Below are 25,353 nucleotides of genomic sequence, written 5' to 3'. Positions count from 1 at the left end.
TTTCCCTTTTTATAGTCATTATAGCAAAAAAACTTGGCGATTGAAACAACAGAAATAATATCCTCCCTGTATTCCCCCAGACTTTTTGCTAATAATAATGCAGAAAAGTTTGACATCCTATTCCAATCCATGTAAAATAAACTGTACCATATATGCATTCTTAGCTCAGGGGATAGAGCGTTCGGCTCCGGACCGAAAGGCCGCAGGTTCGAATCCTGTAGAGTGCAGAGAAGGCGTCTTTAGAATACTACTTTTTCTAAAGACGCCTTTTATTTTTTCTATCTCATAAAGAAGGCAGATAACCAAGTTATCTGCCTTCTTTCAAATAATACTATTTATCAGCGCAGCTTAAGCAAAGATATTAATAAACAAACTCATGCTGCCAATACGATTTGGCTCTATTTTGACCATTTATTTCCTCGTCTACAAAGGATAAATACAGTTTCCCGGCAACGTTTGTATTTTTATCTGACAATGGATAACTAAAATACATGGTGGAGTTATTATAAACATTGGAGAACTTAATTGTTACCGATGTCAATGCCCTTTCACCCCCGCCTACATCCGTAGAGCTAGAAGAAATTACATCTGCAGTAAAATCCCCCACCGCCAATTCATTCTGGAAAATTAGTGCTGTTAGTGCTATTAACTCTTCCCCATCACCAGGAATGTAATAAATGGGCTCACTAAATGCAAGGTTTACCGAACCACTATATGGCCTTCCTGCACTACCTGTTCCGTAGTTGGTAACCGTAGTTTGCACCTTTACAGTTGGAGCAGTTCTATCAGCTGGGGTCACACTCAATACTTCTACAACCTTAGAGTCGCCACCACCTACTGGTGATTTTGCCACTGCATAAAAATCATAATAAACATTTCTTTCAAGATTTTTAATGGTTATGGAGGACTTTGCTAAAGTTTCACCCTTATTAATTTTAGCTACAGATGAGCCATAATCAATGGGTTTGTAAACTGCGTTTTCTTCCTTTTTACGTATGGTATCCGCAGAAATGGAATTAGGTTTATGCTTGCTGTCAAATACAATCCAATCAATATCAGCCTCTTTATCCAAAGTTAGCTCGATAACAGCCGAGTTTTCCAACCTATCTTTTAGTGCCCCACTCATAATAGGAGGTGCTATCTCTTTCGTTCTAAACTTTATTTCCTTCATTGTCGAAGTAGCCGCTGGCGTTCCCTTTAAGAAGCAATACATTACATAGTCTATATTAGGTTTTAATCCTTCAATTCTAAACTCATTTTCTGTATACCCACTGGGTACGCTAAATCTACCGCAGGCTCCGTCTTGAGGCTTATAACTTCCATTCATAATTGCATCAGGGGTAACCTTGGATACACTATCCTCTTTTGCAACCAGATAATAGAAAGTTGCCTTCTTTGTTGTTTGAACCACAGGTCTTACAATGGTATCCCCTATTATAAGTCTAGGATAAGGTGGATCAGAAACTACAAAATCCGGAACTACCATATCTGTAAAATACACCTTCACACTAAAGTCCTTTGGATAGTTTACTATAGTTACATCACCATCTGCTATTGCCCCTTCAAATCGATCTGTTGGGTTATCAGAAACAGGTCTAAGGCCTGCCTCACCACCGATGATACACTTCACTCCAAAGTTAACGGTACTTTCCCAACCATTTCTATCTTCTTCACCATTGATAGAAATAATTTTAATCCCATATTCCGTATGGTCTAACTCGGAGAACTTATTATACTTATAGGGCGCACCCTCAACCAATTTATCCTTGATAAACTGAAGAGAAATAGATTTACCCTTTTCTACAATAACGCCATTTTCCCCAGACACAGATTCAACCTCTTTAAATGCGGGAATAGCATCAGTCATTACTTTTTCATATACTTTAAAGCTTACCTTTTCACTGCTTCGGAATATAACATCATAGAAAATATTTTCATTTGTTTCTGAAACCTGCGGAACCAGCTCAAATGTCATATCCATTTCCCGAGGGGGAACAGTCTTCAAAATCTCCACCATAGGTGCCACTGTGCTAAAAGATGGAAGCAACGTTTTTTCATCCATTCTATTACCAGATGTATCAACAATTTTGTTTAGTTCAAATTCATAGGTATTTCCACTGTTTAACTTCAGCTCACCTTTTGGGAAAGTTACAACAGTGGCTCCATCAATATCCTCTACACGAACCCCTGTAAAGTCTATACCCACCTTTGGTCTTTTAACATCGGAAAGGTCATATAGAACAATATTTTCTCCCAAAGCATCCTTATTAACAGCCGACAATTTTTTCTTTGAGGCATTATCCATTACTTCCTCGCTGAACTTGATTCTAATCTCACTTCCTGCAACAACATCTCCGCTGATTGTTTCTTCGAATTCCAATGTTGCCTTTGGTGCTGTAAAGTCCGCTGTCTTCACATCCATATGAATAACATTAGAAATATTTCCAAAGTTATCCTTTGCAACAATAAATAGGTCATAGGGCGTTTCTGCCACTAACCCCGTCACACTGATTTTCGTCTCAACATTTTGCTTTGCAGAAATTTTACCACTCTTGAATCCACTATTTCCCAGCACAACTTGATTCTTTGCCTCATCAGAATCTAAAGCCGGTTTATCTGTGCTAGGAGGCACAGGAAGAGGAAACGTATCCCCTTTTTTGCATAAAACATAGTGAATTGTAGCCGCTTCGTTCACTCTTACCTTTACATCAATGGACTTATCAGTAACCTTGTCTAGCGCTGGATATCCATTTGCAAAAATGGGTGCGGATAAATCTGCCGTCTGGAATTCAAGTTTTACAATATCAGAATCTTTTAGCCCGTCGGATACAAGAACGTAGAAATCATATTTCGAATATTCTTTCAGACCATCCACAGTTAAAATTGATTCCTCGTTTTTCTTACACCCTTCCATAACGCCTTTATTGGTTGACCCAGAGATAATCTGTGTTTTCAGATTATTTGCATTTGGTGCAATACTGCCAGCAGGCAACACAGCCCAGTAAGCCTTACAGTTTTTCGTTACATTAATTGCTATATTCGCTGAGAAATTGTGAATTTCACGCAACTGAGGATAGTTTGTGATAAAATCAGGTTTTGCTTCAATGCTTATCTTTTTAATTTCTGATAAATTCCCACTCTTATCTTGAGCTACGAAATAAACATCATACTCTTCTTCTGGCTTAAGGCCTGATATTTTGATGCTGGTAGGTGTATCTGCCTTCAAGTTTGAAGTTTTGCCAGCCTTATCGGAGCCTTTTCCTTTGATGATTTGTTGTTTTGCTTCATCAGAAGTAATAACAGGAGGATCTGCATTTATTTGCTCTTGAACAGGAAAAGGAGTTCCACCTAAGTAAATAGCATAATAAACCATACCTTCTTCATTTAAGCTAACCCCAACTTCTGCGGTGTTTTTTTCTGAAGCTGTAAGCTTAGGATACCCCAAATTAAACTGAGGAGCTGTGGCATCCTTTGTAGTAAACTGCACCTTTGTGACAGAAGAATCGTTTGAACCATCAGATAACAAAATGTAACAATCGTAACTATTTAATTCCTTTAAACCTGAAACCAAGAGGGTATCTCCCTCATATCGTTTACAATCTTCTTCAACTCCGTTTTTAATTGTTCCATAGAGTTTTTGTGATTTTAAAGCCTTGCTGTCAGGTGCTGGATGCCCTTTTTCATATACAGCCCAATACAAATCACTGTCTTTGTTAGAAACATATTCTAAAATTGCTGATACATCAGCAACTTCTTTTACTTTTGGATATCCTGACAAAAACCCTGCCTTGCTGTTATCGGAAGTGGTAAAATAATCAGTTTTTCGGTTGCTGTTATCCCCTCTATCATCCATTAACACCGCAGATAAAATATAGTCCGTATCCATTTCTAAGCCAGAGAGTTTTATGGAAACTTCAGTCTGAGATTCGATTTTAAATGATCCAGACTTTTTAATTTTTGTGTTATATTTTCCAGGTTTTAAAATTTCTTCTTCTTTTGGCCTACCATCTTCGTAGTATGTTATTGTCCAATAAATTGTACCCGGTTTGTTGGTTTTAAACTTACCCACTGCATCTGTTGAACCAATTTCCACAGCTTCAGGGTAATCTGCCAGAATTCTAGGATAATCCGATGCCTCTTCCGCATCCTTACTTGTCATATCCTTGCCATTGATATTGGCAGTTAAACCTGGTCTGATTTCTATTTCATCAGGGAGCATAGAAACCTTACCACCTGTAGCATTTACTTTTAAATAGCCGATTTCCCCTTGGCCAGAAACTTCAATGCCAACATCCATATACATTTTGTTTACATAAGTATCAACATCCAAAAGCACCTTGCTACCTACGGCTTCTTCGTCAATAATTAGGGTATCTATGGTTTCCTTATCCAAATACAAATAATTCTGAGAGGCTTTTACTGTTACCTGGTCAAAAAGTCCTGATAAATGGAGCTCTGTCTTTATAGGCCCATCCAGCACAACATTTTTATAACCGCCACCACGGCTTGCGGTTTCTTCTAGATAGGTACTACTCTTTATCTTTGTATTATCAACAATGGTATTGCCACTTAACTTAATTGACTTTATATTCTTGCTTGTCCCATCTACGATTAGATTGGTTACAGAACAATCCTGGAATGTAATACTGCTTTTCCCTGCATAACTTTCACCAGTACCACTGACAATCACATCCCCTAAAACATGCACATTTTCAAAATATGTATGACCTAGTCCAGTACCTTCTGTGATATAGAGGTCACCTTTGATAATGGTATCTTTCAGGGTTACGCCGGATGATGCAATGGTAACATTACCATTTTGGGATCCTAAGTATTTTGTTCCTGAAGAAACGACCAATTCACCAACCGCATCCGAAAGCACCTTGGCCACTTCCGCTCTGGTTATATAGTTTTGGGGTTTAAATGTTTTATCTTTATAGCCAGAAATAAAGCCTTTTTCCGTTGCAGAATTAACATAGCCTCTACTCCAACTGGCAACATTTTTCCCATCAGCAAAAGAGGTGTTTACCCCAGGAATTTCCTCTAGCTTTAGATTTCTACCTAACATGGCAACTGCCTGTTCTCTTGTTAATCTTCCTTGGGGGTTGGCTGTGTTTTTTCCATCCCCTGAAAAGTACCCTTGGTTATACCCAATTGCAATATCATCTGCATACCACTCTGTACCTTTTACATCCTTAAAGGGATTTCTCCCCCCCTTCGTGTAGCCAAAAGTACGATTTATAATTGATACAAACTCTGCTCTTGTAATGGGCTTATCTGGGTTCATATTTCCATTCTTATCCCCACTTATTATGCCCCGGTTATATAGGTTACGCATAAATTGTTCAGCCCAATGGTTCTCCTGGCCCATGTTAAAAGGGGCTGCATAGACTCTTTCTGTATGTACATAACATAAATCTGCCGTAAAAATTGTTGCTACTAAAGCAAAGGCCGTTGCTTTCTTTAGTTTATTCAGCAATGACTTTTTAAACTGCATCATCCTCATCCATCCTTTTTCGTCTATAATTCATGGCTTGTATCTTAAAGACACTTGCCCTTAACAAGCTTTCTTCTGTTCTAAGCAACTCCTGAAACTCGCATCCATAAGTAAACATATTGTAGTTGGCACTTTCCTTACGCAAAATTTTGAATTTAACCAAAATGGGTGTTTCAATCCAGTTGGTCATAAAAACATACTCATTATCCATGCTCAAATCCTCTTTGCAAACAAAACACATCCCACCACAGCTTAAGTCTCTTAAATTAATATCTACAGGAATATCTTTTCCGCCTTCGCTATAAAAAATGGTTGATTGGATTTCAACTTCAACCCTTACATCCCTATGTAATAATGGTGCTAAGTTTCTTACTTCTTCTAGATGAATTTTTCCATATGAAATTTCACTAATATCGGCATCGTAAATTTGATTATACTTATTTTCCACCTGAAAAATAATTTTATCCCCTTTTTGAAATTCATTTATTGTGTCCTCGGTAAACGGAATTAAAAAAGATATGCCATTTCCCATAAAACTTAGGTCCGCATAATCAATGATATTGCTTTGTTCGTCTAGTAAAATACACTTAATTGCCAAGGTCTATCCCTCCAAACGATTCCCCTTTTTTTCTTTTTTCATTTGTTTCTAAGCATCTGTTTTATTTGTTTCAACCTCTGAGGTGCTGGGTGAATTTGACGGTGAAAACTTAAGAAAATACACATATATGTCAACAATTGCCTTATACAGCTCCTCAGGAACCTCTGCGCCAAGTTCAAGCCTGGATAAAACGGTGGCTAAAGATGTATCCTCGTACACAGGAATATTATTGCCAGAGGCAACCTCCACAATTTTCTCAGCCATATGCCCCATGCCAGAAGCAACAATAACAGGTGCAATCTGATCGTTATCATACTTTAAAGCAACAGCCCTTTTTGCAAGTTTATCCTTATATCTTGACATTGACAGTATTTTTCCTTTCATAAATTTTAGGAAACACCTCAGATATACTTAGGGGTGCCTTACCTTTATCAACAGAAATGGAACCAACGGAAAAACCATTTCTAACCATAATATCAGTAAGCCCTGCCCTTATTCCTTTATCTAAGGCAAGTATTTTTTCTGGGCAAAATAGCTGCAAATCAATTTTTCCCTTTTTATGCATTATGATTAAGTCAAAGAATCCTATATCTTTCATATCAAACTTAATCAAGATTTTTGTACTTCTTTCGTTTTCTTCACTTTTCCCCTCCCCATCATCGGGATCAATCCATAATTCCGAAAATAACATATTTCCATCTAGGTTCAAAGGAAGCATAACATGCAACAGTGGCACATATACACTTTCATTTAAAAGCATAGATGATAAAACACTTTTGAACACATCTATATTCTCGAAACCAGCCTCTCCTCTTATACCTCTTTCCAATAAATGAATGAGCTTTTGATTGAACTCGCTTTTACCCGATTCCTCAGAATTCATTTGTGCTAAAATGTTGGCAAATGTTTCTGGATTAATGTTACCAAGTTTATCCTTTATTACATTATAATTCATTAAGCCCTCAAATGCATCAATAAATCCATTTTTATCAGCATTTTCATATCGGGCAATATTCTGGGTAAGGGAAGATATGAAATCTCGCACTCGACCAAAATCATTTGTATATTTAATATATTTAGATAGATACGGAATAATCTCTTTTTTTAGAATTTCCAAATTTTCAGATGTATCCCCGGTTTTTGTATTTTTGTCAAGCTTAGCTGTCAGAGCAAGTAATTGATCGGAATAACTTTTTGGCAAGTTTTTAGACAAATTTGAAAGATCAATTAAAATACTGTTTAAAATATGATGGTTGGCTGTAAAATCATTATATTTTTTGAGCAAATCTAAAATTCTCATCTGTAAGTCTGTGGAGTTGGTCTCTGACAAAACATTCCTTAAGATATCGAAAAACCCACCCCCAAATTTTGTTGCTTTATTGCATTGGTCTTTCATATGACTTTGAAGTTCTTCACTCGTTAGTTGAATCATCTCCAAAAATCGAGAAATTTCCTGAGCAAAGTTTTCGTTTATCCCTGAATTTACTAAGTTAGCCATTCTAGTAAACATTAAGTCTGCCATGAGCTCTGTCGTGGAAGGCATTCCTTTTAAGATTTTTAAAAATCCCTCATAATTGGAGTTTTGATATTGAACAAAATTATTTTGCTGATAATCCGTATTTGCAGACTTACTATCCGGTCTTGTAACCTTATTTAGATTTGTTACATTATTTATATTAGGATCATTTGTTGTGATAGGATTCGTTCTTGAAGTATTTTCATATCCGGAAACAGGCGTAGATACTTTCATGATATTAGACATTTTTTCACATCCTTTCTTTTCAACTATTATGATTTACATTTTTTTGTCGAAATGATTATATAGTATAATTAACCAATTGGTATAACATATTCTTTTCTAAGGTGGTGCTCTTGAATGAACAACAACATGGATAGTATGATTGATATGTATCTTTTCGAAACAAACTCCTTACTTGAGCAGTTAGAAAATATAATGCTGGAAGCGGAAAAAGCAAAGTCCTTTTCTTCAGAAGATATTGATGAAATTTTCCGCATCATGCATACAATCAAAGGTTCATCTGCAATGATGGAATTCGACTCAATTACAAAAATAGCCCATAGGGTTGAAGATCTTTTCTTTATTTTTCGGCAAAACAATACAACAAATTCTTTTTCAGAATCTATGCGAAAAGAGTTATTTGATCTTATCTTAAAAACAAATGATTTTATGCGTACAGAAGTAGCAAAAATCGAACAAAATGAACCAATCTCTGATAATATCGACAATTTCATAAACGATATTAATACTTTTATTGAAAAATTGGATTCCGGTGCAACGGATACCGCAAAAACCGAAAAAACAGTTGATCACGATGTTAAAAACACCGTAACACAAAACAGTACCTCTTTGCAATCCATTCCTGAAACAACAGCCCCATATATCGTCAAAATACAATTTGATGATGGCTGCGGAATGGAGCATTTACGGGCTTTTATGGTAAAGAATTCTATTTCAGAAGTCATTGGTAACAGTTTTAAGTTTTATCCTGAAGACGTAGAAAGCAATCCCGATTCCTGCAACTACATCATTGATAACGGTTTTTTCATCTTCCTTGATGATGAAACCCTAGTGGATTCTGCAATTTCTGCAATTAAGAGTTCTCTGAATATTGCCTCTTTTGAGATTATTCCAAATCCAGCTTTAGATGGCTTGCAAGAGCAAGGAACGAGTCTAAGTGCTCCTTTAATGGAAAATCAATCCAGCAGTGTTAGTTCTAGTCAAAACAAAGGGGCAAAGGCTAACAACCACTCCAATACTTCTTCGTCTGCCCAGCAGACAAAGCAAAGCATTATTAGTGTGAATCTATCCAAACTTGATAAACTTATGGCAATCGTTGGAGAAATTGTGATTACCGAGTCTATGGTAACCTCCTCCCCTGAATTAAAAGGGCTAAAGCTGGATAATTTTACAAAATCAGCAAGACAGCTGAGAAAACTTACCGATGAGCTGCAAGACATCGCTATGTCTATGCGCATGGTTCCCATTTCTGGTGTATTTAACAAGATGAACCGAATTGTCCGTGATATGGGCCAGAATTTAAATAAAGATGTTCGCCTCACCATTATTGGTGAGAATACAGAGCTTGATAAAACCATTGTGGATAGCATCAACGATCCATTGATTCATATTGTCAGGAACTCCATGGATCACGGCATCGAGGAACGTGTTGAGGACAGAGTTGCCGCTGGCAAAGAGCCTCAAGGTGAAATCATACTTGAAGCAAAGCATACAGGCAGTGATATTATTATTACCATTGCTGATGATGGCGTAGGCGTTGACCCTGAAAAAGTATTGGCAAAAGCAAAACGTAATGGCCTTTTGACAAAGCCCGAAAGCGAGTATACAAAACGGGAAATTCTTGCTCTGCTTCTTGCTCCTGGCTTCTCCACAAACGAAACCGTTACCGAGTATTCCGGACGTGGCGTTGGTATGGACGTAGTAAAGCAAAATATCGAAAAAGTTGGGGGCATTGTTTCTATTGATAGCGAACTGGGCGAAGGAACTTGCATTACCTTAAAAATCCCCCTAACCTTAGCAATTGTAGATGGAATGGAAATCGCCGTTGGTAAATCCACATTTACTATGCCAATTACAAACATTCGACAGTCCTTCAAGTGTAGTCGCGAAGAAATCATCCTAGATTCTTTGGGCAACGAGCTGATTGAGCGCATGGGCAACTATTACTCTGTGGTTAGGTTACATGACCTTTATCATATTGAAACTGAAGTTACAGATATCGAAGATGGTATTTTGGTATGGATTGAAGCAAGTGATAAATCATATTGTTTGTTTGTGGATAGCTTTATTGGAGAACAACAGGTTGTTGTAAAACCTTTGCCCACCTATCTAAACAGTTTTAACATTAAGAACTCAGGGGTTGCTGGGTGTACCATTTTGGGTGATGGAAATATAAGTATCATCCTAGATGCACTAAGTCTTCATACAGCATTCATGAATTCGTTATAAGGGGGAATTTTCAATGAATATGGAAAACAATAGATCCAATGATTTAATTGATGAGGAGTACGACTTCGCAGAAACAAACGAAAATATGAACAAATTCCTTACCTTTGTTTCTGCTGATTTAATTTACGGCATACCTATTGAAAACGTTGTGGAAATTATTACAAATCCAAGCATTACCTCTCTACCTATGGTACCTCCTTTTGTAGAGGGCATCATTAACTTAAGAGGTCAAATTGTTCCAATTATTGATATACGTCGAATCATGAATAAACTAGAAATCGAAGATGCTTCAATTTTGTGCGTAATTATTCTAGAAATCGGCACTATTTCCATTGGAATTTTAGTAGATACTGTACTGCAAGTAATTAATGTCACCAATAAAATTTCTGAGCCACCTTCAAAAAATCTTGCCTTCATTAGTGGAATGACAAATCTTAGTGATGGTAGTGTAATGTTCTGTCTAGATTGTGATTCGTTGGTGAGCAATAAATAAAACAAGGTGGTTTATGAATGAATACGTTAAAAGAAGATGATTTTTTCCGTCTGTATACCTTTATTCAAAAAAAATACGGGATTAATTTATCTAAGAAAAAACAATTAATCGAAGGAAGGCTAAATTCTACATTGTTTTCCATGGGGTTTGATGACTTTTCAAAATATGTAGATTTTATTCTCACCAAGGCCACAGAAAAAGATATTGAGGTTATGCTAAATAAACTGACAACCAACTATACCTATTTCATGCGAGAGAAAGTTCACTTTGATTTTTTTTCTCAAAACATTCTGCCAGCCCTGGTAAAAAATAAGAAAGATAAGGTGTTAAGTATATGGAGTGCAGGATGCTCTACTGGGCAGGAACCCTATACCCTATCCATCTTAATCAAAGAGTTTTTAGGCAAAGAAGCACATCTGTGGGATACACGGGTTTTGGCAACCGATATCTCTCAAAAAGTTCTTCTTCAGGCCCAAAAAGGTATTTATCCCGAAGATTCTTTTAAAGATATGCCTAGTGAATGGGTTAGAAAGTACTTCAAACGAATTGGAGATACCGACCAGTATGAAGTGACTCAGGACCTTCGGTCAAATGTTATCTTTAAAACCTTTAACCTAATGGATCCCATACAATTTAAAATACCCTTTGATGTAATTTTTTGTCGGAACGTAATGATTTATTTTAATCAATCCACCAAGGATGATTTAGTTGATCGGTTTTATAGCTCCACAAACCGGGGAGGATATCTTATTATTGGTTTGTCTGAAACCATTAATAAAAATAGCTCAAAATATAAATATATCATGCCCGCCGTGTATAGGAAAATTTAACAAAACGTGATAATAAAAGAAAGGTAGCTTTACATGAACAAAAAAATTAAGGTATTAGTCGTAGATGACTCACTATTCTTCCGAGGAGTACTCACCAAAAAACTTGCCGAGTTTAGTAATATTGAAGTTTTGGGATATGCCAGAGATGCCTTTGAAGCAAAAGAAAAAATACCGCAACTGAATCCTGATGTTGTTACCCTTGATGTAGAAATGCCAAAAGTAAATGGAATTGAATTGTTGAAACAACTTCTTCCTGAGTACCCAATTCCAGTTGTTTTGGTTTCCTCTGTCAACATGAATGTTTTTGATGCATTGGCAGCAGGGGCAGTGGATTTTGTTAGAAAGCCCGACCTTTCTAAGACAGATAGTGTTTCCTCTTTTATGAACGAGCTTGCTTCCAAAATTACCATTGCAAGCCGCGCAAAGGTAACCCCCAATGCAGACAAAGGCGTAATATCCACACTGTCTAAAACAAATTTTTCACCAATGAAGACTTCTTCATTGGCAAACGCAACCATTATTGCCCTTGGTGCTTCCACCGGGGGAACCGAAGCAACCATCTCTGTGATTAAGGACTTACCCCCCGATACACCTGGCATTTTAGTAGTTCAGCATATGCCGCCGGGCTTTACAAAAATGTATGCAGAAAGGCTAAATCGCCTTTGCAAGATGGAGGTTAGAGAGGCAATGGACGGGGATATTGTCAAAAATGGACTCGTTTTGATTGCTCCTGGAGACTACCATATGAAGCTAGTAAAAATTGGTTCAAACTTTATTGTAAAATGCTATCAAGCCGAAAAGGTCAGCGGACATCGACCTTCTGTCGATGTTCTTTTTAACTCTGTTGCTGAAATAGCTAAGAAAAATGCAATTGGTATCATCATGACAGGAATGGGCCGGGATGGAGCACAAGGTCTTCTAAATATGCGCAAACAAGGTGCCTATACAATCGGGCAAAATAAGGAATCCTGTGTGGTATATGGCATGCCTATGGTAGCAAAAAACATTGGCGCAGTATGTGTTGAAGCTTCTTGTGAAAACATCCCCCATGTTTTACGCAAACATCTATCAAGCCTTTAATTTCTAGCCAGTTTGAAACATCTGCACACCTCTGTAAAGGTGTGCTTTTTTATTTTTTAATTTTTAGAATATTATTATTATAGGCTCTTTGCCGATATATATATATGAACATAATTATCTGATTACTAATAAGGAGAATTATATGAAAGTCAATCTAAATAACTTTTTTAATATGCAGCCAAACAATAAAAGCAAAGAAAAACCAATACAACCTCCCCCCCCAAATGTTTCCACAGCTAGGAATAGAAACTGTGACGAAATAATCATCAGTTCAAAAGTTGAAAAGGTGGATCAACCCACCTTTATTGATGAGCTGAAAAATCAGATATTGAACGAAGTCAATGCGCCCAGTTCCACACAGAAAATCACAAACCTGAAACAACAAATTGAGGAAGGTAGCTATCAACTTGATATAGACCAGATTGCCAAGAAAATGTTGCTTCATTAAAATTAGAAAAGGACTGAACTAAATGACAACAATAATAGATTTCAATCGTGTTGTTTTGAGCTTAATCCAGCTTATTGAAACTCTAATTAACATCGAACAGGACAAGCTGAAGGCCGTTAGTACCAACGATCTTGATTTACTAAACTCCTGTATCAAAAACGAACAGGTACAAGTGCTAAAGCTTAGAGGCTTAGATAAAAAAAGGGAGCAAATCCAAACTGATTTAGGTTATGAAAACCTTAGCTTTCGTGAGATTATTAAGTTACTTCCCATAGAACAGCAAGCTGAAAGCAAAAAACTTTTTACTATTCTTCAGCAAACAACAAATCAATTTAATGCATTAAACGGCAGTGTAAAAACAGCCCTTGATGTAAATTTACATTCCATTAACACTACACTTAGCAAATTAAACCTAAACCCAGACAATGAACAAAATCAAACTCCCACAGGGAGTAATTTGAAAAATAGATTTGCTTAACGACACCAATGATTACCAAAGGGGGAACCTGAATGCGTTCAACATTTGCAGGCTTTACAACTGCCCAATTAGCCCTCCGTTCAAGCCAATACGGCTTAAATGTAACGGGTCAAAATATCTCCAACATTAATACATCCGGTTATACAAGACAGGTTGTTGATCAAGTCAGCTTAAACTTAAAAAACTCCGGAAGATACGCCAATGGTACCACTGTAGGCCACGGCGTTCTTGTTACAGGTATTTCTCAAGTCAGGGATCCATATTTAGACATTCGATTTCGTAACGAAATTTCAAAAGTTGGTGAGGCTGATGTGAAATTATCAGGCCTTGAAGAAATCGAATCCATCTTAGATGAAATTGCAAAGGATGGTATCCAAACACAGCTCAATGACTTAGTAAGTATGCTGCAAAAGCTTTCTACAAATGTTAGTAGCAAAGAATTTGAAAACATGGTAAAGTCTTCTGCTGACTCTTTGACAAAATATTTGAATCAATGCGCAAAACAGCTGGAAACCATTCGTGAAAACCAAGAATACAATTTAACGCAAGTTGATATACCTGAGGTAAATAACATCCTTTCAAACATTGCAGAGTTAAATAAATCTATCAAAGATGGTCAAATTAATGGGAACCCTGCATTAGAACTGATCGATCAGCGAAATGTACTAATTGATGAGTTGGCAAGCTACATGAAGATAGATGTCAAATATGTTCCTACTAAAATATCCGACAACTTAACCATTGATGAACTTAGAATAGACTTTGTTGGCGCAAAAAATAAAATCAACCTTCTAGGCCACACTGACCATGTGAAGTTTAGTGTAACCGACGGAACAACACAAGTTAATGTGTTAGATAAAAACGGTAATCCCATCAAAGATGCTGGCGGAAATATTATTGGTCAGGATATTTTCAGTGAACTTACAACGGGTTCCCTAAAAGGCTCTTTAGAACTTTTAAATGCAGCAGGAGAGTTCGATGGAAAAACCAACTCTTTTAAAGGTATTGGCTACTATCAAAAAATGCTAGATGTTTTTGCAAACAAAATCGCCACTGTCTTCAATGGTATTAATAACGCCGGCTTACCTGCAGGCACACCACCAGAAGATCTACATAACATGTTTGGTTCCTCCAACGGAGAACCTATTTCGGCAAAAAACATCTCTATTGCTTCTGGTTGGGCTAATTCGGAATATGGGCTTACCGCTTCTATAACAACGGATGGTAGCACCCCATCTTCTGGCGCAAATGATAATATCCTTAAAATGATTGAAGCGTTGCAAGCAAAACAATCTTTCGTATTTGAAGGCACTCTTCCTGATACCTCGGATGACGTAACTTTATTTACTGGATCTTTTAATGAATTTATATCAAATATGAACTCAACCTTGGGAATTGATATTAAATCAACAACATCCCTTTTGGATAACTATGTTTCTGTAGCAAAAGAAATTGCAAATGCAAAAGACTCCATCTCAGGGGTTAGCTTAGACGAAGAAGGCATGAATTTATTAAAATATCAAAAATCTTACGCGGCAGCCGCAAGATTAATGACAACCTTAGACGAAGCATTAGACACCGTAATTAACAAAATGGGTGTTGTAGGTAGATAGTGAAAAGGAGTTGCTACTAATGCGTATTACGACCAACCAGGTTTTACGAAATTATCAATCAAATCTTTCAAAATCATCTGTTGAGTTAGATAATGCTCGTAACCGTGTACTAACAAAAAGAAACTTTAATAAAACCTCTGAAAATCCAGCAGCCGCTGCAAAGGCCTATAAACTAAGAAAAGAATATGCTGATAATGAAAATTATCTGGAAAACGTAAAAAATGTTATTTCACATTTTGACGCGGTGGAAAGTAGCACCCTGCAAATGAGTGAAATCACCAAACAAGCCAATGCCCTTATCCTTGAGGGTATCACAAGTACAGCAAGCATAGAGCAACGTAAAACCCTTGCAACTAGCCTCAGAAATATGCAGGAATCCCTTGTGTTATCTGCCAATTCCAAGCTTGGTGAAACCTTTCTTTTTGGTGGACAAACAACAGACTCTGTTCCTTTTGAACTTGTTGATGGCAAGCTTCAATATTTTGGCCTTGATGTTTCTAGCACCGACCCAGATGTGCAAGCAAAGCTAAAAAAAATGGCTGGCGAAGAAATTTTAGTGGATTTAGGGTTTGGTATGTCCTTTAGTGGCGGAAACGTGACTGCTAACAGTGCGTTCAACACTGCCTTCTCAGGGCTTACTCCACTAGGCTTTGGCAACAAAGACGGTGTTGACCAGAATATTGTAAATTTACTTGGCGACATTGCAACTGAGCTGGAAAAAGACACTGTAGATGACGATACAATGAACGCACTTACAAAACAATTTGATAAGGCCAGAAATAATCTCACTGACTTTGTTACAGTTTTAGGGACAAAAAACAACTTCTTAGAAGCGACCAGCAACCGCCTGGATGATAACAGAATCACGCTGAATGAAAAGATTGTTTCATTGGAAAATGTTGATTTATCAGAAGCTATTACAGAATATTCTTGGGCACAGTTTGCATATAACGCAGCATTGAAAGTTGGCAATAGCATTTTAAGTCAGTCTTTTATTGATTTTATGAACTAAAAATATCGGGGAAGGGGCGTAATAAGGTGGATCCTTTACTAAAAATCACGACAATACCGTTAACCTTCGAAATGACGGTAAATAATGCACGTCTAGAATATAAGAACTCTAATGCAGAATTAGAGATTACAAAAAATTCTGGTGGACTCAGAATAAAGAGTAATCCAATTAAATTAGACATTGATTCCTTCGAGTGTTATAATTGTGTGAATCCAACAGTTAGGACAAGCATAAAGGATGCCGCTGATAAGGGAAAAATGGCAGCATATGAAGCAACTGCCGCATATGCACGTGAGGGTAAACTATTTCTAAGTGCAAAAATAGGCGAAGATGTGATTGGTAGAATTGCAGAATCTAAAATGGAAGTAAACACCAACGTGGGGTTGGCTTTTACGCCAACTGAAAGGCCTGAGTTAAACTGGTCTGATCCGGAAATAACCATTGAATATCAAATAGATAAACTTAATTTTGACTGGAAAGTAATGAACGGTAACTTTGAATTTATTCCAGGAAATATTGAAATCGCCATTACGCAGCAACCTGATGTGATTATTGAATATGTGGGCAGCCCTATTTATGTGCCCCCAAGTGCAGATCCAGAATACGTTCCAATTACTGATTTAAGAGTTTAAAAACGAGGTGCAAAAATGGAGCTAGTAACAAAATATTTTTCTAACATGGAATATGATGATAACGATGTGCTCTTGTTTAAAACAGGAATTTTTGGTTTTGAAAAATATAAGAAGTTTATTCTGATTAGGTTTGATAACAGCACCAACTCTTTCATTTGCCTTCAAAGTATTGACGATGCGGACATCGCTTTTGTGATGATTAACCCCTCTAATCTGATTCCTGATTATGAAATTACACTAGAAGATGCAGACGTCCAGGACTTAGACCTACAGGATATTCAAAAACTAGCTGTGTACAACATTTGTGTGCTACGTGATGATGTACCAAAAAGTACTGTCAATTTAAGGTGCCCCGTTATAGTAAATACAGATAACGGATTGGCAAAGCAAATTATATTAGAAAATTCTGACTACCCCTTTAAATATCCATTTCAAAAGCTTATAAATAAGGAGGGCTAATATGCTGGTATTACAGAGAAAAATTGGTCAATCCATATATATAGGCGATGATATAAAAGTAACAATACAAGACATTAACTCCGACAAAGTGAAAATTTCCATAGAGGCTCCTAAGGATATCACCATTGTTCGTGAGGAGTTAAAGCTTGCAACAATGAGTAACCTGGAAGCATTATCCTCCTCTGGCGACTCCGTTGCCCTATTGAAAAAAATATTTGAAGAATAAGATTTATATTTAAAGTGTTAATCGTTATGATTAACACTTCTTTTTTAATGTATATCTTCCCACTTCCTCCAACCCATCAACAAAAAAGGGTGCAATATCTTTCAATCATTACACCCTTTTTAAAAACACTATTCATCTGATTTAATAAAAGCCTTCCCAACGGCTATAATAGAAACACAACCTGATATCTGCAAGGAAGTGATCCTACCATCTTCTACAGAAGCTTCTACGCCCATAATACCCCCTGGCTGTTTGCAGTCCAAGGATACTCCCTTGCCAGTCTGCACTGCCAAAAAAGCTCCAATGGCAGAGGTTCCGCTTCCACAGCCTCTCTCCCAAATCAGACTTGTATCCTTCAGACAAACTAAGGGTTCCAACTGCTCTGTCCTTCCATCCCAAAGCAGAATACCATATGCTTCTGGCATTCTTTCTTCCCAAATAAAGGCCGCCTGTTCCGCCTTATACTTTGCATTCTCGCCCCATACTTCTCTATTCACAATAATGTGAGCAATGCCATCAAAGCGCACTACAGGCAATGTAAACGACTCTCTGCCCAATTGAAATTCTTCCCATTCTACTGATAGAGGTAATGGCATATCAACCTTGCCAAAATAGCAATCTTCTTCCTTTTGTATTTCACAGTAAACCAAGCCTTTGGCCCCTGATACTTCCAATAAAACCGATTCCCTCTGGCCAACGGGTAACCCCTTTTGTTCCATTATCCAGGCTGCTAAAGAAAGGGTAGCATTACCACAAAACTCCCCGGCCATCATGCGCAAAGCCTTCGCTGCACGATTATCACTAGGTTCTTGAATAAAGCCTACCTGCTCCCCATAGACGCTGTTATAAGCGATCAGCTTTTGCGCAACATTCAATTGTTTATCCTCTTGAATTTGTGTTTCAACTAAAATTGTCATATTCTGAGTTGGGCTAGTTTTGATAAATTCAATTTCCATAATTACCCCACCTTTACTGTTGAAAGCGCCCCAAAAAAGCTTTTGTTCTTTCTTGCTTTGGGTTGTTAATTACCTCTTCAGGGGCGCCCTCTTCTACAATCACACCGCCATCCATAAAAATAATATGGTTTGATACATCCCTTGCAAAAGACATCTCATGAGTAACAATAACCATTGTCATATGCTCCGCTGCCAAATCCTTAATTACCTTAAGGATTTCACCAGTTAACTCCGGATCCAAAGCAGAAGTCGGCTCATCAAAAAACAAAATTTTAGGCTTCATTGCCAAAGCACGAGCAATAGAAACACGCTGTTGCTGTCCCCCAGAAAGCTGAAATGGATAGGCATCCTCCTTATCGGATAACCCCATTTTTTCCAAAAGCTCTCTCGCCTCTTTATATACTTCTTTTTTCCCTCGCTTACCAATTAAAATTGGTGGCTCTGTTATATTTCTCATTACAGAATAATGGGGGAAAAGATTAAAGTTCTGAAACACTAATCCAAAGTGTTTTTTGATCTCTCTCAGTTTATTTGTATCACTATAAACCGATTTGCCACCTTCATCCCTTTTTGCAGCGTAATCCCCCAAATAAATCAAATCTCCACCATCCATAGTTTCTAGTAAGGTGGCACAACGCAACAAAGTGGATTTTCCTGAACCCGAAGGCCCAATGATAGATACAACTTGTCCTTCGGATACCGATAGAGAAATATCTTTTAGCACTTCATTTTCGCCAAACCTTTTATTACAGTGGTTAATTTCCAATACTTTCATTCTGATAACCTCCTTACCGATAATAGCTCAAGGATCGTTCCACCCGTTCCATTAAATATGCCACAATTCCATTGAAAATGAAATAGAACACGCCTGCAATAAACAGAGGCATAATCGTTGTTTTTGCCGCTGCAATCTGCTTTGCCAATGTAAACATTTCTGTGTAATTTAATACAAAGGCCATAGCTGTATCCTTTACCAATGTAATAATTTCATTGGTTACAGGCGGCAAGATCCGTTTTACCATCTGAGGAAAAACGATCTTAAAAAAGGTTTGTTGTTTATTGTAGCCTAAAACGGAGGCTGCTTCATACTGACCAACAGGAATAGATTCTATGCCAGAGCGATAAATTTCTGCAAAGTAAGCTGCGTAATTAACAGAAAAACCAATCAATACCGCCAGAAAACGGTAGCTTTTACTTAATGTAATACCAAAAATATAGTATGGTGCAAAATATACAACCAAAAGCTGTAACATTAAGGGGGTACCCCTTAAAATTGAAATGTACACTCTTGCTAAAAATTGAATTGGCTTAAAATTACCAATCCATTTGTTTAACACCTTTGCCTCAAATTTGTTCTCTGGAAGTAAAAAAGCAAAGGGTGCCCATTTTGACATACGTGCAAAGGAAACCAAAAGTCCCAAAGGCATAGAAAATAACAATGTCAAAACGAAGATTACCAACGTTGCTAGCATACCTCCTGCAAGTTGCTGAATAATATTCAGATATTCGGCTATACCCATATAAAAACGCCCCATCCTTTCTAATTATTACCAATTCATTCTTTTAAAGCGAGGATAAGCGTGCCGGATTCCCAGCACGCTTTAATGATCCAATTTATTCCTTTGTCAAATTATTTACCAAGGCAAACCATTTGATCCAGATTATAATCTTTATAATTTGCTACGATAGAATCAAAGGTACCATCTTCTAACATTTCATCTAATGTTTCCTGAACCTGGTCACGAAGTTCTGTATCGCCCAATCTAAAACCAATTGCATATTGTTCTTTAGAAAGAGGCTCTTCCATCATTTCAAAAGCATCTCCACGAGAAGTCAACTGGAACTGTGCAACACCGATATCAACAGCGATTGCATCAATAGAGCCTGCTTCTAAGTTCATAAAGGACGTATTATAATCTGCTGTTTGCTCCAATGAAGCAAAACTTGCAGCAAGAGCTAGATTTTCTTCATTATCTTCTTCATTAGTCAAAGCAGCCAATGCAGAAGAATCAGCCTGGGTCATTACAACCTTCCCAGCTAAGTCCGCTTTTGTTTTGATCCCTGAATCTGATTTTACCACAAAAACGATGCTGTTATCAACATATGGCTCAGAGAAAGTATAGTTTGCTTCTCTGCCAGTCATTGTAAAGCCATTCCAGATACAATCAATAGAACCGCTATTTAATTCCATATCCTTTGCATCCCAATCGATAGGCTGTTTTACTAACTCCCAACCACGACGTTGGCAAACCTCTGCCGCTAAGTCTAAGTCAAAACCAACATAATCGCCGGCTTCGTTACGATATCCATAGGGAGGATATTCTGCATCAAAGCCAACAATTAACTTTGTGCGCTCTTCAGTTGCTGCATTATCGACTGCAGGAGCTTCATTGCTTTCAGCATTGCTGCCACCGCAACCTGCCAATACAGAAACACTCATTACCATTGTTAAAAGCAGTGCTAAATATTTCTTCATACTTCATTTCCCCTTTTCCTTTTTTCTACTATTACGACCTATTGCCGCTTAATTCTTTATTATATTATCACATTACCACACTAAAGTAAAGTTTTTTTTCTTATTTATTTTTTTCTACTAAAAAGCGGACAGCAATTGCCGCCCGCTTTTTAACAAAATACAGATAACATTAATGGTTTGTTTCTGAACAAGCTAGTTTCTATCATGTTTTGTTATTACCTCCAGCGCCTTTGAAACTGCCTGAACAATGTTCCACTCGAAGTTTTAACCTTCCCATCAGCGAATCATCTTTATAATTAAAATCTTTTGGCCTGGATAAATCTTATTTGGATCCTCAATATCGTTTACCATCAAAATACGCTCAATGGTAGTATCAAATCGTTTTGCAATTTTCCAAAGACTATCTCCTGGCTGAACTTTATAGATTACTGCCCCAGCCAAATGTCTTTGTGACTTTTCCGCATCTTTCAAACGAATATCCGTTACCAGTTGTGCAGTTTCCAGTCTCTTTGCATCAGCCTCAAGCATGATAGAAGCAAATAACTCTCCCTCTTTGTCAGATAAAATTTGAAAATCAATTTCTTCCAAATTCTCCTTAACCTTGATTTCATCCTCGGCTGCAACGCCCTTCATTTCTATTTTCTGACTAAAAGGAATCCCCTTCTTCACCATACAAACTGCATGATCATCCTCCTGGCAGAAATATAGAATTTCAACAGTTAAAACACCCTCAACTTCAATCATATCATTTTCAGCTGTTACATCCTGTATAAGAAGGGTTCCCCAGCACTTTCCTGCCTGCAACATTGGACGTTCGTTTTTGTCTAGAGTGATTTTCTCTTTTAACGAAAATTGATTTTTGGTACGTCCAATTGAAATAGGATACGTTACGGTTTCCTGCATTACTTCTGTCTCCATGCCAGGGGCATAGGCATCTGTTACAACATCCTTCTCAGAAACATCCCAAGCAGATAATTCTCCTAAAATTGTTACATCAACATCCAAAACCCTCGGTTCACCATCATCATCAAGGGCCGTTTTAATGGATGCATCGGAAATGTCCAAATCCATCTCAATCATGCTTTTAGGTGTAATCCCGTCTGCCTCTAGATAACCACTAAATGGAATTTTTTCACTCCATACATGAACTGTGCCGCTCCCTTGATCATCGGTATATAAAATATCCATAATCAAATTACTACGTACCATTACTTTTCCATCCATTGGCCTAATTTCCTGATCAGCTAAATAAAACTCACTACTTAAAATTTCGCCAACTGCAGCAGCCGTTTGTGGCAAAGTGACTTCTTCCTTTATTGTAAACCTGTCCTTCTTCTCAGTCACAGCCTCTTCCAGTCGAAGTTTTCCATCTAAGAAGGCCATACCATTTCCATTTAACGGTACAACTACATCTACTTTATGTACGCGGTCTGCAGCTGCAGTTAACCCAATTACTGCCTTGACGCCTAACTTTCGATCGTTGATTACTTGGCAATCCAGATGTTCTAATACTGTTCTTATCTTTACCTGCATATCCTTATCCAAGCCATCCATATTAATTACATCTTCAATTGGTAGGCTTGCAGTCATGGCATATACAGCATCCTCCCCCTTATCAGAGGTATATAGAATGTTAAGTTCCAGATCACCAGAGAGATTAATTCGGTCCTCTCCAGCCCGTACATCTTTCATTCTAATTTTTCCGTGGCAACTTAAAACTTCATTTACGTCAGGCTTGCTGTCAGGCGCGATGATATCCCCTTCCAGCAAGATTTGAGAAGATTGCTTCCCACCCTGCTGTTTCAATATGATTTCTTCTCTTTCCCATTCCATCGGCATAAAAAACCTCCTTCGCTATTCTTGCGGCAGTTTTCAGACACTGATTTCGGGCTTTTCCCTTTTCTCGGTCACCATCCACCCTTTGTCTATATATAAATATATTGGCTTTCTTCTATTGTATTCCTAAAAACTAAGGGTTTCTAAGAAAAAACCATCTCTTTTTATGCCAAAAGAATTGTTCCCATTAAAAAACCCTTATTACAAAACCTTTTTTTCAAGGTATGCATTAAGGGAATTTTTTTGTTTTTCCTTATGAACTTATAAACTAAAATCAAGTTATACTTTCAAAAACTATTACTTCCCAGTTCAAATGAAACCTTTTGAAAGCATTTTTTAATCGTATGTTCTAAAAATATTTACAAAACCTATTTCTTTTTCCTATTACAACGAGACAAAAGTCCGGTTTAAAAAACTTCCATTTCCTTTAAAGGGAACCAACGAAAAATAACTTTTCCCTGCAAGTCATCACATGAAATTACCCCCATGTGTCGGCTGTCAAAGCTCAAATCCCGATTATCTCCTAAAACGAAAACCGTTTTAGGAGGGATTGTCATATCAACTATACCATTTGTTAGGCTATCAATATAGTCTTCTTGCAATACCTCGCCATTTACTGCTACAGAGCCATCATCAAGAAATCGAATATGATCACCTTCCGTTGCTATTACCCGTTTTAGAACTGTTTTTTTCCTCCCATGATCGTTGTATCTAAAAACTACAATATCACCTTTTTCGTACATACCCATATTTGCATAAAAGCGACTCATACAGACGATGTCGCCATCATTTAATGTTGGATCCATAGAACTCCCTTCCAACCTCACAGGCCAGAAAAAGAAAAATAATATAATTAAAATTACTGCTGCTCGCAGAATTACGTTTCCCCAATCTTTTAGTGTTTCATTCAAAACCATTTACCTCTCAATGCAAATATTTACCCAAAAATCCAAAATTTAACCTCTATATATAAAAGTATACAAGTTTCTCCAAAAATAGCAAGAAAAACACACTGGTAATTTATTCCCTTTTAACTTTTAAATTATTATTGATAATAAGTTATAATTCCGTTACACTATTTTTTACAGGAGGTGGCTTATGTGGAATAAAATGAAGCAGTGGATTTCACACATTTTAGGGTATTTCATTATTATTTTTGCTGTTCTTGCAGTCATCACCCTCCTTGCACTGTTTGGTGGCGTTTATATGCATCTTTTTGGGTTTCAATATGAAACTGTAGCATCATTGGTGCTCTTTTTTATTATAGTAAGTATCATCTGTGTTCCTTTGGAATCGTTTTCTTTGTTTATAACAAATATTTTGATCCAAATCGGAATTGCAAAAGAGGCATATGGTGTATTTTATATCGTTTTAGATGTGAGTACTTGTTTTATCACAATGAACGTGGTGGACTGTTTTATGCCTAGCATCGTTTCTACAAAATTATCTATTCTAATATTTGCCCTTACTATGTCCTTTATAACTGTTTACTTCGAGAGAAAAGGACTTTAGGGATGTCAACTACATTATTTAAATGTGTTTTAAATATATTTGTTAAAAATTATTCCATTAGATATTAAATTGTAATATGTAAATCAAAAAAGTGATAGCATAAGCTATCACTTTTTTATTCTACAAAGTCCCACCCTTCGGACTCTAATACCTCTTGTGCCAATTTTGCATTTATCTCCTTAATTAATATATAGTCAGTATCATAAGTAGATATTGCAAAAATACTTATTTTTTGTTTCGCTAAACATCCTGATATTTGAGAAAGAATACCAACCAAAGAAAATTCCATTTTTCCTGACACTCGAAAAAGTTTCCACCCATCCTCATTCATCTCAACATCATTAGGTAATTTATTTGTGGGACAAACCAAAGAAAGCTCCTTATCCGTTCTTGACCAGAAGCTAAACTGATCTAAATCTTCTATCTTTCTTTTTGTTGTCCATTTTGCAATTGAAAAATCCCCGCTTATCCACTCTAACAACATATTTAGTCGCCTCACATTTGTTTTTGTACAGTTTTATATTCATCGTCTAAGTGATAGTAGGGACATTCTCGATGCTCATCTCTTAGAAACCTCTCCATTTCATCCTCATCCAAATTTACTTGGCAATAATACTCATCATACACTTCATCATAACAAAAATACATACAGGTGTCACAGTTTGACTGCATTTTGTACCTCCCTATGTTCACAACCTATTCTAAAACAAAATTTTTTATAAAGTAAAAACCACTTCTTAATATTAAGAAGTGGTTAAAAATGGGAGTTACAGGGCTCGAACCTGTGACCCTCTGCTTGTAAGGCAGATGCTCTCCCAGCTGAGCTAAACTCCCATAAACGACTCAGATGGGGCTCGAACCCACGACCTCCGGCGTGACAGGCCGGCGCTCTAACCAACTGAGCTACTGAGCCACATTAGAATATGGCGCTGGATATTTTTTATTTAAATGGCAGGGGCAGAAGGACTCGAACCCTCGACATTTGGTTTTGGAGACCAACGTTCTACCGACTGAACTATACCCCTTTATAAGGTATTTCGCAAAGCGAAGATACACCTTCAAAACTGAACACAAGAATTATTATATCATCAATCGATTTATTGGTCAAGCCCTCGATCTATTAGTATTGGTCAGCTGAACACGTTACCGTGCTTACACCTCCAACCTATCTACCTCGTTATCTTCAAGGGATCTTACTTCCGAAGAATGGGAAATCTTA

At 37.2% G+C, this 25,353-nt stretch carries 24 protein-coding genes, 4 tRNA genes and 1 rRNA gene; 13 read left to right on the top strand and 16 right to left on the bottom strand.

What is annotated here, in order from left to right; genetic code table 11:
- Nucleotides 1–154: 154 nt before the first annotated feature.
- A tRNA-Arg gene (locus tag ABVZ64_RS06990) sits at nt 155–227 on the top strand.
- A gap of 134 nt (nt 228–361) precedes the next feature.
- Here ABVZ64_RS06990 and ABVZ64_RS06985 read toward each other — a convergent pair.
- From ABVZ64_RS06985 to ABVZ64_RS06970, 4 genes are read right to left on the bottom strand one after another with little or no spacing between them, the layout of a single operon-like run.
- Complete coding sequence (locus ABVZ64_RS06985) at nt 362–5,500, bottom strand: S-layer homology domain-containing protein (protein WP_352400315.1); 5,139 nt, start codon at nt 5,498–5,500, stop codon at nt 362–364.
- Nucleotides 5,487–6,095 (bottom strand): PilZ domain-containing protein, encoded by a 609-nt coding sequence (locus ABVZ64_RS06980; RefSeq protein WP_352400314.1) that lies wholly within the window; start codon nt 6,093–6,095, stop codon nt 5,487–5,489. Before ABVZ64_RS06980 ends, ABVZ64_RS06985 begins: the two co-directional genes overlap by 14 nt.
- 48 nt (nt 6,096–6,143) lie before the next feature.
- Entirely contained in the window at nt 6,144–6,458 is a 315-nt protein-coding gene (locus ABVZ64_RS06975) for an EscU/YscU/HrcU family type III secretion system export apparatus switch protein (RefSeq protein WP_352400313.1), read from the bottom strand.
- Nucleotides 6,445–7,857 carry a hypothetical protein gene (locus ABVZ64_RS06970; RefSeq protein ID WP_352400312.1) on the bottom strand — a complete coding sequence of 471 codons (1,413 nt, stop codon included), beginning with the start codon at nt 7,855–7,857 and terminating at the stop codon, nt 6,445–6,447. The genes ABVZ64_RS06975 and ABVZ64_RS06970 overlap by 14 nt, the downstream gene beginning before the upstream one ends.
- Before the next feature lie 114 nt (nt 7,858–7,971).
- Here ABVZ64_RS06970 and ABVZ64_RS06965 point away from each other — a divergent pair, with 114 nt between their 5' ends.
- From ABVZ64_RS06965 to ABVZ64_RS06915, 11 genes are all read left to right on the top strand, one after another.
- Nucleotides 7,972–10,083: an ATP-binding protein gene (locus tag ABVZ64_RS06965; RefSeq protein WP_352400311.1), complete on the top strand. Its 2,112-nt coding sequence runs from the start codon at nt 7,972–7,974 to the stop codon at nt 10,081–10,083.
- Between the two features lie 13 nt (nt 10,084–10,096).
- Nucleotides 10,097–10,576, top strand: a complete 480-nt coding sequence (locus ABVZ64_RS06960; protein WP_352400310.1) for a chemotaxis protein CheW — start codon at nt 10,097–10,099, stop codon at nt 10,574–10,576.
- A gap of 17 nt (nt 10,577–10,593) precedes the next feature.
- Nucleotides 10,594–11,406: a CheR family methyltransferase gene (locus ABVZ64_RS06955; protein ID WP_352400309.1), complete on the top strand. Its 813-nt coding sequence runs from the start codon at nt 10,594–10,596 to the stop codon at nt 11,404–11,406.
- Nucleotides 11,407–11,439: 33 nt separating this feature from the next.
- Nucleotides 11,440–12,486 (top strand): protein-glutamate methylesterase/protein-glutamine glutaminase, encoded by a 1,047-nt coding sequence (locus ABVZ64_RS06950; protein ID WP_352400308.1) that lies wholly within the window; start codon nt 11,440–11,442, stop codon nt 12,484–12,486.
- A gap of 142 nt (nt 12,487–12,628) precedes the next feature.
- Nucleotides 12,629–12,934, top strand: a complete 306-nt coding sequence (locus ABVZ64_RS06945) for a flagellar biosynthesis anti-sigma factor FlgM (protein WP_352400307.1) — start codon at nt 12,629–12,631, stop codon at nt 12,932–12,934.
- A 22-nt stretch (nt 12,935–12,956) separates the two neighbouring features.
- Nucleotides 12,957–13,412 carry a flagellar export chaperone FlgN gene (gene flgN, locus ABVZ64_RS06940; RefSeq protein ID WP_352400306.1) on the top strand — a complete coding sequence of 152 codons (456 nt, stop codon included), beginning with the start codon at nt 12,957–12,959 and terminating at the stop codon, nt 13,410–13,412.
- Between the two features lie 32 nt (nt 13,413–13,444).
- A complete protein-coding gene (gene flgK, locus ABVZ64_RS06935; protein ID WP_352400305.1) occupies nt 13,445–15,025 on the top strand; it encodes a flagellar hook-associated protein FlgK in 1,581 nt (526 codons plus the stop codon).
- A 19-nt stretch (nt 15,026–15,044) separates the two neighbouring features.
- Nucleotides 15,045–16,037 (top strand): flagellin N-terminal helical domain-containing protein, encoded by a 993-nt coding sequence (locus ABVZ64_RS06930; protein WP_352400304.1) that lies wholly within the window; start codon nt 15,045–15,047, stop codon nt 16,035–16,037.
- A gap of 26 nt (nt 16,038–16,063) precedes the next feature.
- On the top strand, nt 16,064–16,669 hold the full coding sequence (locus ABVZ64_RS06925) for a DUF6470 family protein (protein ID WP_352400303.1): 606 nt from the start codon (nt 16,064–16,066) through the stop codon (nt 16,667–16,669).
- A gap of 15 nt (nt 16,670–16,684) precedes the next feature.
- A complete protein-coding gene (fliW, locus tag ABVZ64_RS06920; RefSeq protein ID WP_352400302.1) occupies nt 16,685–17,128 on the top strand; it encodes a flagellar assembly protein FliW in 444 nt (147 codons plus the stop codon).
- A gap of 1 nt (nt 17,129) precedes the next feature.
- The gene (locus ABVZ64_RS06915; protein ID WP_352400301.1) at nt 17,130–17,354 is read left to right on the top strand and encodes a carbon storage regulator; all 225 of its coding nucleotides are present in this window, start codon (nt 17,130–17,132) and stop codon (nt 17,352–17,354) included.
- 128 nt (nt 17,355–17,482) lie between these two features.
- Here ABVZ64_RS06915 and ABVZ64_RS06910 read toward each other — a convergent pair whose 3' ends face one another.
- The 6 genes from ABVZ64_RS06910 to lepB all read right to left on the bottom strand — a co-directional run bounded on the left by ABVZ64_RS06910 (nt 17,483) and on the right by lepB (nt 23,533).
- Nucleotides 17,483–18,310 carry a histidine racemase CntK family protein gene (locus ABVZ64_RS06910; RefSeq protein ID WP_352400300.1) on the bottom strand — a complete coding sequence of 276 codons (828 nt, stop codon included), beginning with the start codon at nt 18,308–18,310 and terminating at the stop codon, nt 17,483–17,485.
- A gap of 13 nt (nt 18,311–18,323) precedes the next feature.
- Nucleotides 18,324–19,085, bottom strand: a complete 762-nt coding sequence (locus ABVZ64_RS06905) for an amino acid ABC transporter ATP-binding protein (RefSeq protein ID WP_352400299.1) — start codon at nt 19,083–19,085, stop codon at nt 18,324–18,326.
- 13 nt (nt 19,086–19,098) lie between these two features.
- On the bottom strand, nt 19,099–19,830 hold the full coding sequence (locus tag ABVZ64_RS06900; protein ID WP_352400298.1) for an amino acid ABC transporter permease: 732 nt from the start codon (nt 19,828–19,830) through the stop codon (nt 19,099–19,101).
- Nucleotides 19,831–19,940: 110 nt separating this feature from the next.
- Entirely contained in the window at nt 19,941–20,786 is an 846-nt protein-coding gene (locus ABVZ64_RS06895) for an amino acid ABC transporter substrate-binding protein (protein WP_352400297.1), read from the bottom strand.
- A gap of 276 nt (nt 20,787–21,062) precedes the next feature.
- Nucleotides 21,063–22,625: a DUF3794 and LysM peptidoglycan-binding domain-containing protein gene (locus tag ABVZ64_RS06890; RefSeq protein ID WP_352400296.1), complete on the bottom strand. Its 1,563-nt coding sequence runs from the start codon at nt 22,623–22,625 to the stop codon at nt 21,063–21,065.
- Nucleotides 22,626–23,029: 404 nt separating this feature from the next.
- Nucleotides 23,030–23,533 carry a signal peptidase I gene (lepB, locus tag ABVZ64_RS06885; protein WP_352400295.1) on the bottom strand — a complete coding sequence of 168 codons (504 nt, stop codon included), beginning with the start codon at nt 23,531–23,533 and terminating at the stop codon, nt 23,030–23,032.
- A gap of 187 nt (nt 23,534–23,720) precedes the next feature.
- Here lepB and ABVZ64_RS06880 point away from each other — a divergent pair, with 187 nt between their 5' ends.
- Nucleotides 23,721–24,134 carry a YrvL family regulatory protein gene (locus tag ABVZ64_RS06880; protein WP_352400294.1) on the top strand — a complete coding sequence of 138 codons (414 nt, stop codon included), beginning with the start codon at nt 23,721–23,723 and terminating at the stop codon, nt 24,132–24,134.
- A 115-nt stretch (nt 24,135–24,249) separates the two neighbouring features.
- Here the strand turns inward: ABVZ64_RS06880 and ABVZ64_RS06875 are convergent, their stop codons facing one another.
- The 6 genes from ABVZ64_RS06875 to ABVZ64_RS06850 all read right to left on the bottom strand — a co-directional run.
- The gene (locus ABVZ64_RS06875) at nt 24,250–24,618 is read right to left on the bottom strand and encodes an ACT domain-containing protein (protein WP_352400293.1); all 369 of its coding nucleotides are present in this window, start codon (nt 24,616–24,618) and stop codon (nt 24,250–24,252) included.
- Between the two features lie 11 nt (nt 24,619–24,629).
- Nucleotides 24,630–24,806: a DUF6472 family protein gene (locus ABVZ64_RS06870; RefSeq protein ID WP_352400292.1), complete on the bottom strand. Its 177-nt coding sequence runs from the start codon at nt 24,804–24,806 to the stop codon at nt 24,630–24,632.
- A gap of 89 nt (nt 24,807–24,895) precedes the next feature.
- A tRNA-Val gene (locus ABVZ64_RS06865) sits at nt 24,896–24,968 on the bottom strand.
- 5 nt (nt 24,969–24,973) lie between these two features.
- A tRNA-Asp gene (locus tag ABVZ64_RS06860) sits at nt 24,974–25,047 on the bottom strand.
- A 36-nt stretch (nt 25,048–25,083) separates the two neighbouring features.
- Nucleotides 25,084–25,159: transfer RNA gene (locus tag ABVZ64_RS06855), tRNA-Trp, on the bottom strand.
- A 75-nt stretch (nt 25,160–25,234) separates the two neighbouring features.
- Nucleotides 25,235–25,353 (bottom strand): 23S ribosomal RNA (locus ABVZ64_RS06850); the annotation flags it as partial.

This window comes from Anaerotignum sp., from assembly GCF_040307045.1.
In the GTDB taxonomy this organism is placed as follows: Bacteria; Bacillota; Clostridia; order Lachnospirales; family Anaerotignaceae; genus Chakrabartyella.
Note: the sequence above shows the minus strand (reverse complement) of the source record. Positions and strands in the feature narration are given on the sequence as shown.

Bases quoted from the DNA above. Each gene is read 5' to 3' on its own strand.
- ABVZ64_RS06985 (WP_352400315.1), bottom strand. From the start codon at position 5,500: ATGATGCAGTTTAAAAAGTCATTGCTGAATAAACTAAAGAAAGCAACG.
- ABVZ64_RS06975 (WP_352400313.1), bottom strand. From the start codon at position 6,458: ATGTCAAGATATAAGGATAAACTTGCAAAAAGGGCTGTTGCTTTAAAG.
- ABVZ64_RS06970 (WP_352400312.1), bottom strand. From the start codon at position 7,857: ATGTCTAATATCATGAAAGTATCTACGCCTGTTTCCGGATATGAAAAT.
- ABVZ64_RS06965 (WP_352400311.1), top strand. From the start codon at position 7,972: ATGAACAACAACATGGATAGTATGATTGATATGTATCTTTTCGAAACA.
- ABVZ64_RS06960 (WP_352400310.1), top strand. From the start codon at position 10,097: ATGAATATGGAAAACAATAGATCCAATGATTTAATTGATGAGGAGTAC.
- ABVZ64_RS06955 (WP_352400309.1), top strand. From the start codon at position 10,594: ATGAATACGTTAAAAGAAGATGATTTTTTCCGTCTGTATACCTTTATT.
- ABVZ64_RS06950 (WP_352400308.1), top strand. From the start codon at position 11,440: ATGAACAAAAAAATTAAGGTATTAGTCGTAGATGACTCACTATTCTTC.
- ABVZ64_RS06945 (WP_352400307.1), top strand. From the start codon at position 12,629: ATGAAAGTCAATCTAAATAACTTTTTTAATATGCAGCCAAACAATAAA.
- flgN (WP_352400306.1), top strand. From the start codon at position 12,957: ATGACAACAATAATAGATTTCAATCGTGTTGTTTTGAGCTTAATCCAG.
- flgK (WP_352400305.1), top strand. From the start codon at position 13,445: ATGCGTTCAACATTTGCAGGCTTTACAACTGCCCAATTAGCCCTCCGT.
- ABVZ64_RS06930 (WP_352400304.1), top strand. From the start codon at position 15,045: ATGCGTATTACGACCAACCAGGTTTTACGAAATTATCAATCAAATCTT.
- fliW (WP_352400302.1), top strand. From the start codon at position 16,685: ATGGAGCTAGTAACAAAATATTTTTCTAACATGGAATATGATGATAAC.
- ABVZ64_RS06915 (WP_352400301.1), top strand. From the start codon at position 17,130: ATGCTGGTATTACAGAGAAAAATTGGTCAATCCATATATATAGGCGAT.
- ABVZ64_RS06910 (WP_352400300.1), bottom strand. From the start codon at position 18,310: ATGGAAATTGAATTTATCAAAACTAGCCCAACTCAGAATATGACAATT.
- ABVZ64_RS06905 (WP_352400299.1), bottom strand. From the start codon at position 19,085: ATGAAAGTATTGGAAATTAACCACTGTAATAAAAGGTTTGGCGAAAAT.
- ABVZ64_RS06900 (WP_352400298.1), bottom strand. From the start codon at position 19,830: ATGGGTATAGCCGAATATCTGAATATTATTCAGCAACTTGCAGGAGGT.
- ABVZ64_RS06895 (WP_352400297.1), bottom strand. From the start codon at position 20,786: ATGAAGAAATATTTAGCACTGCTTTTAACAATGGTAATGAGTGTTTCT.
- ABVZ64_RS06890 (WP_352400296.1), bottom strand. From the start codon at position 22,625: ATGCCGATGGAATGGGAAAGAGAAGAAATCATATTGAAACAGCAGGGT.
- ABVZ64_RS06880 (WP_352400294.1), top strand. From the start codon at position 23,721: ATGTGGAATAAAATGAAGCAGTGGATTTCACACATTTTAGGGTATTTC.
- ABVZ64_RS06875 (WP_352400293.1), bottom strand. From the start codon at position 24,618: ATGTTGTTAGAGTGGATAAGCGGGGATTTTTCAATTGCAAAATGGACA.
- ABVZ64_RS06870 (WP_352400292.1), bottom strand. From the start codon at position 24,806: ATGCAGTCAAACTGTGACACCTGTATGTATTTTTGTTATGATGAAGTG.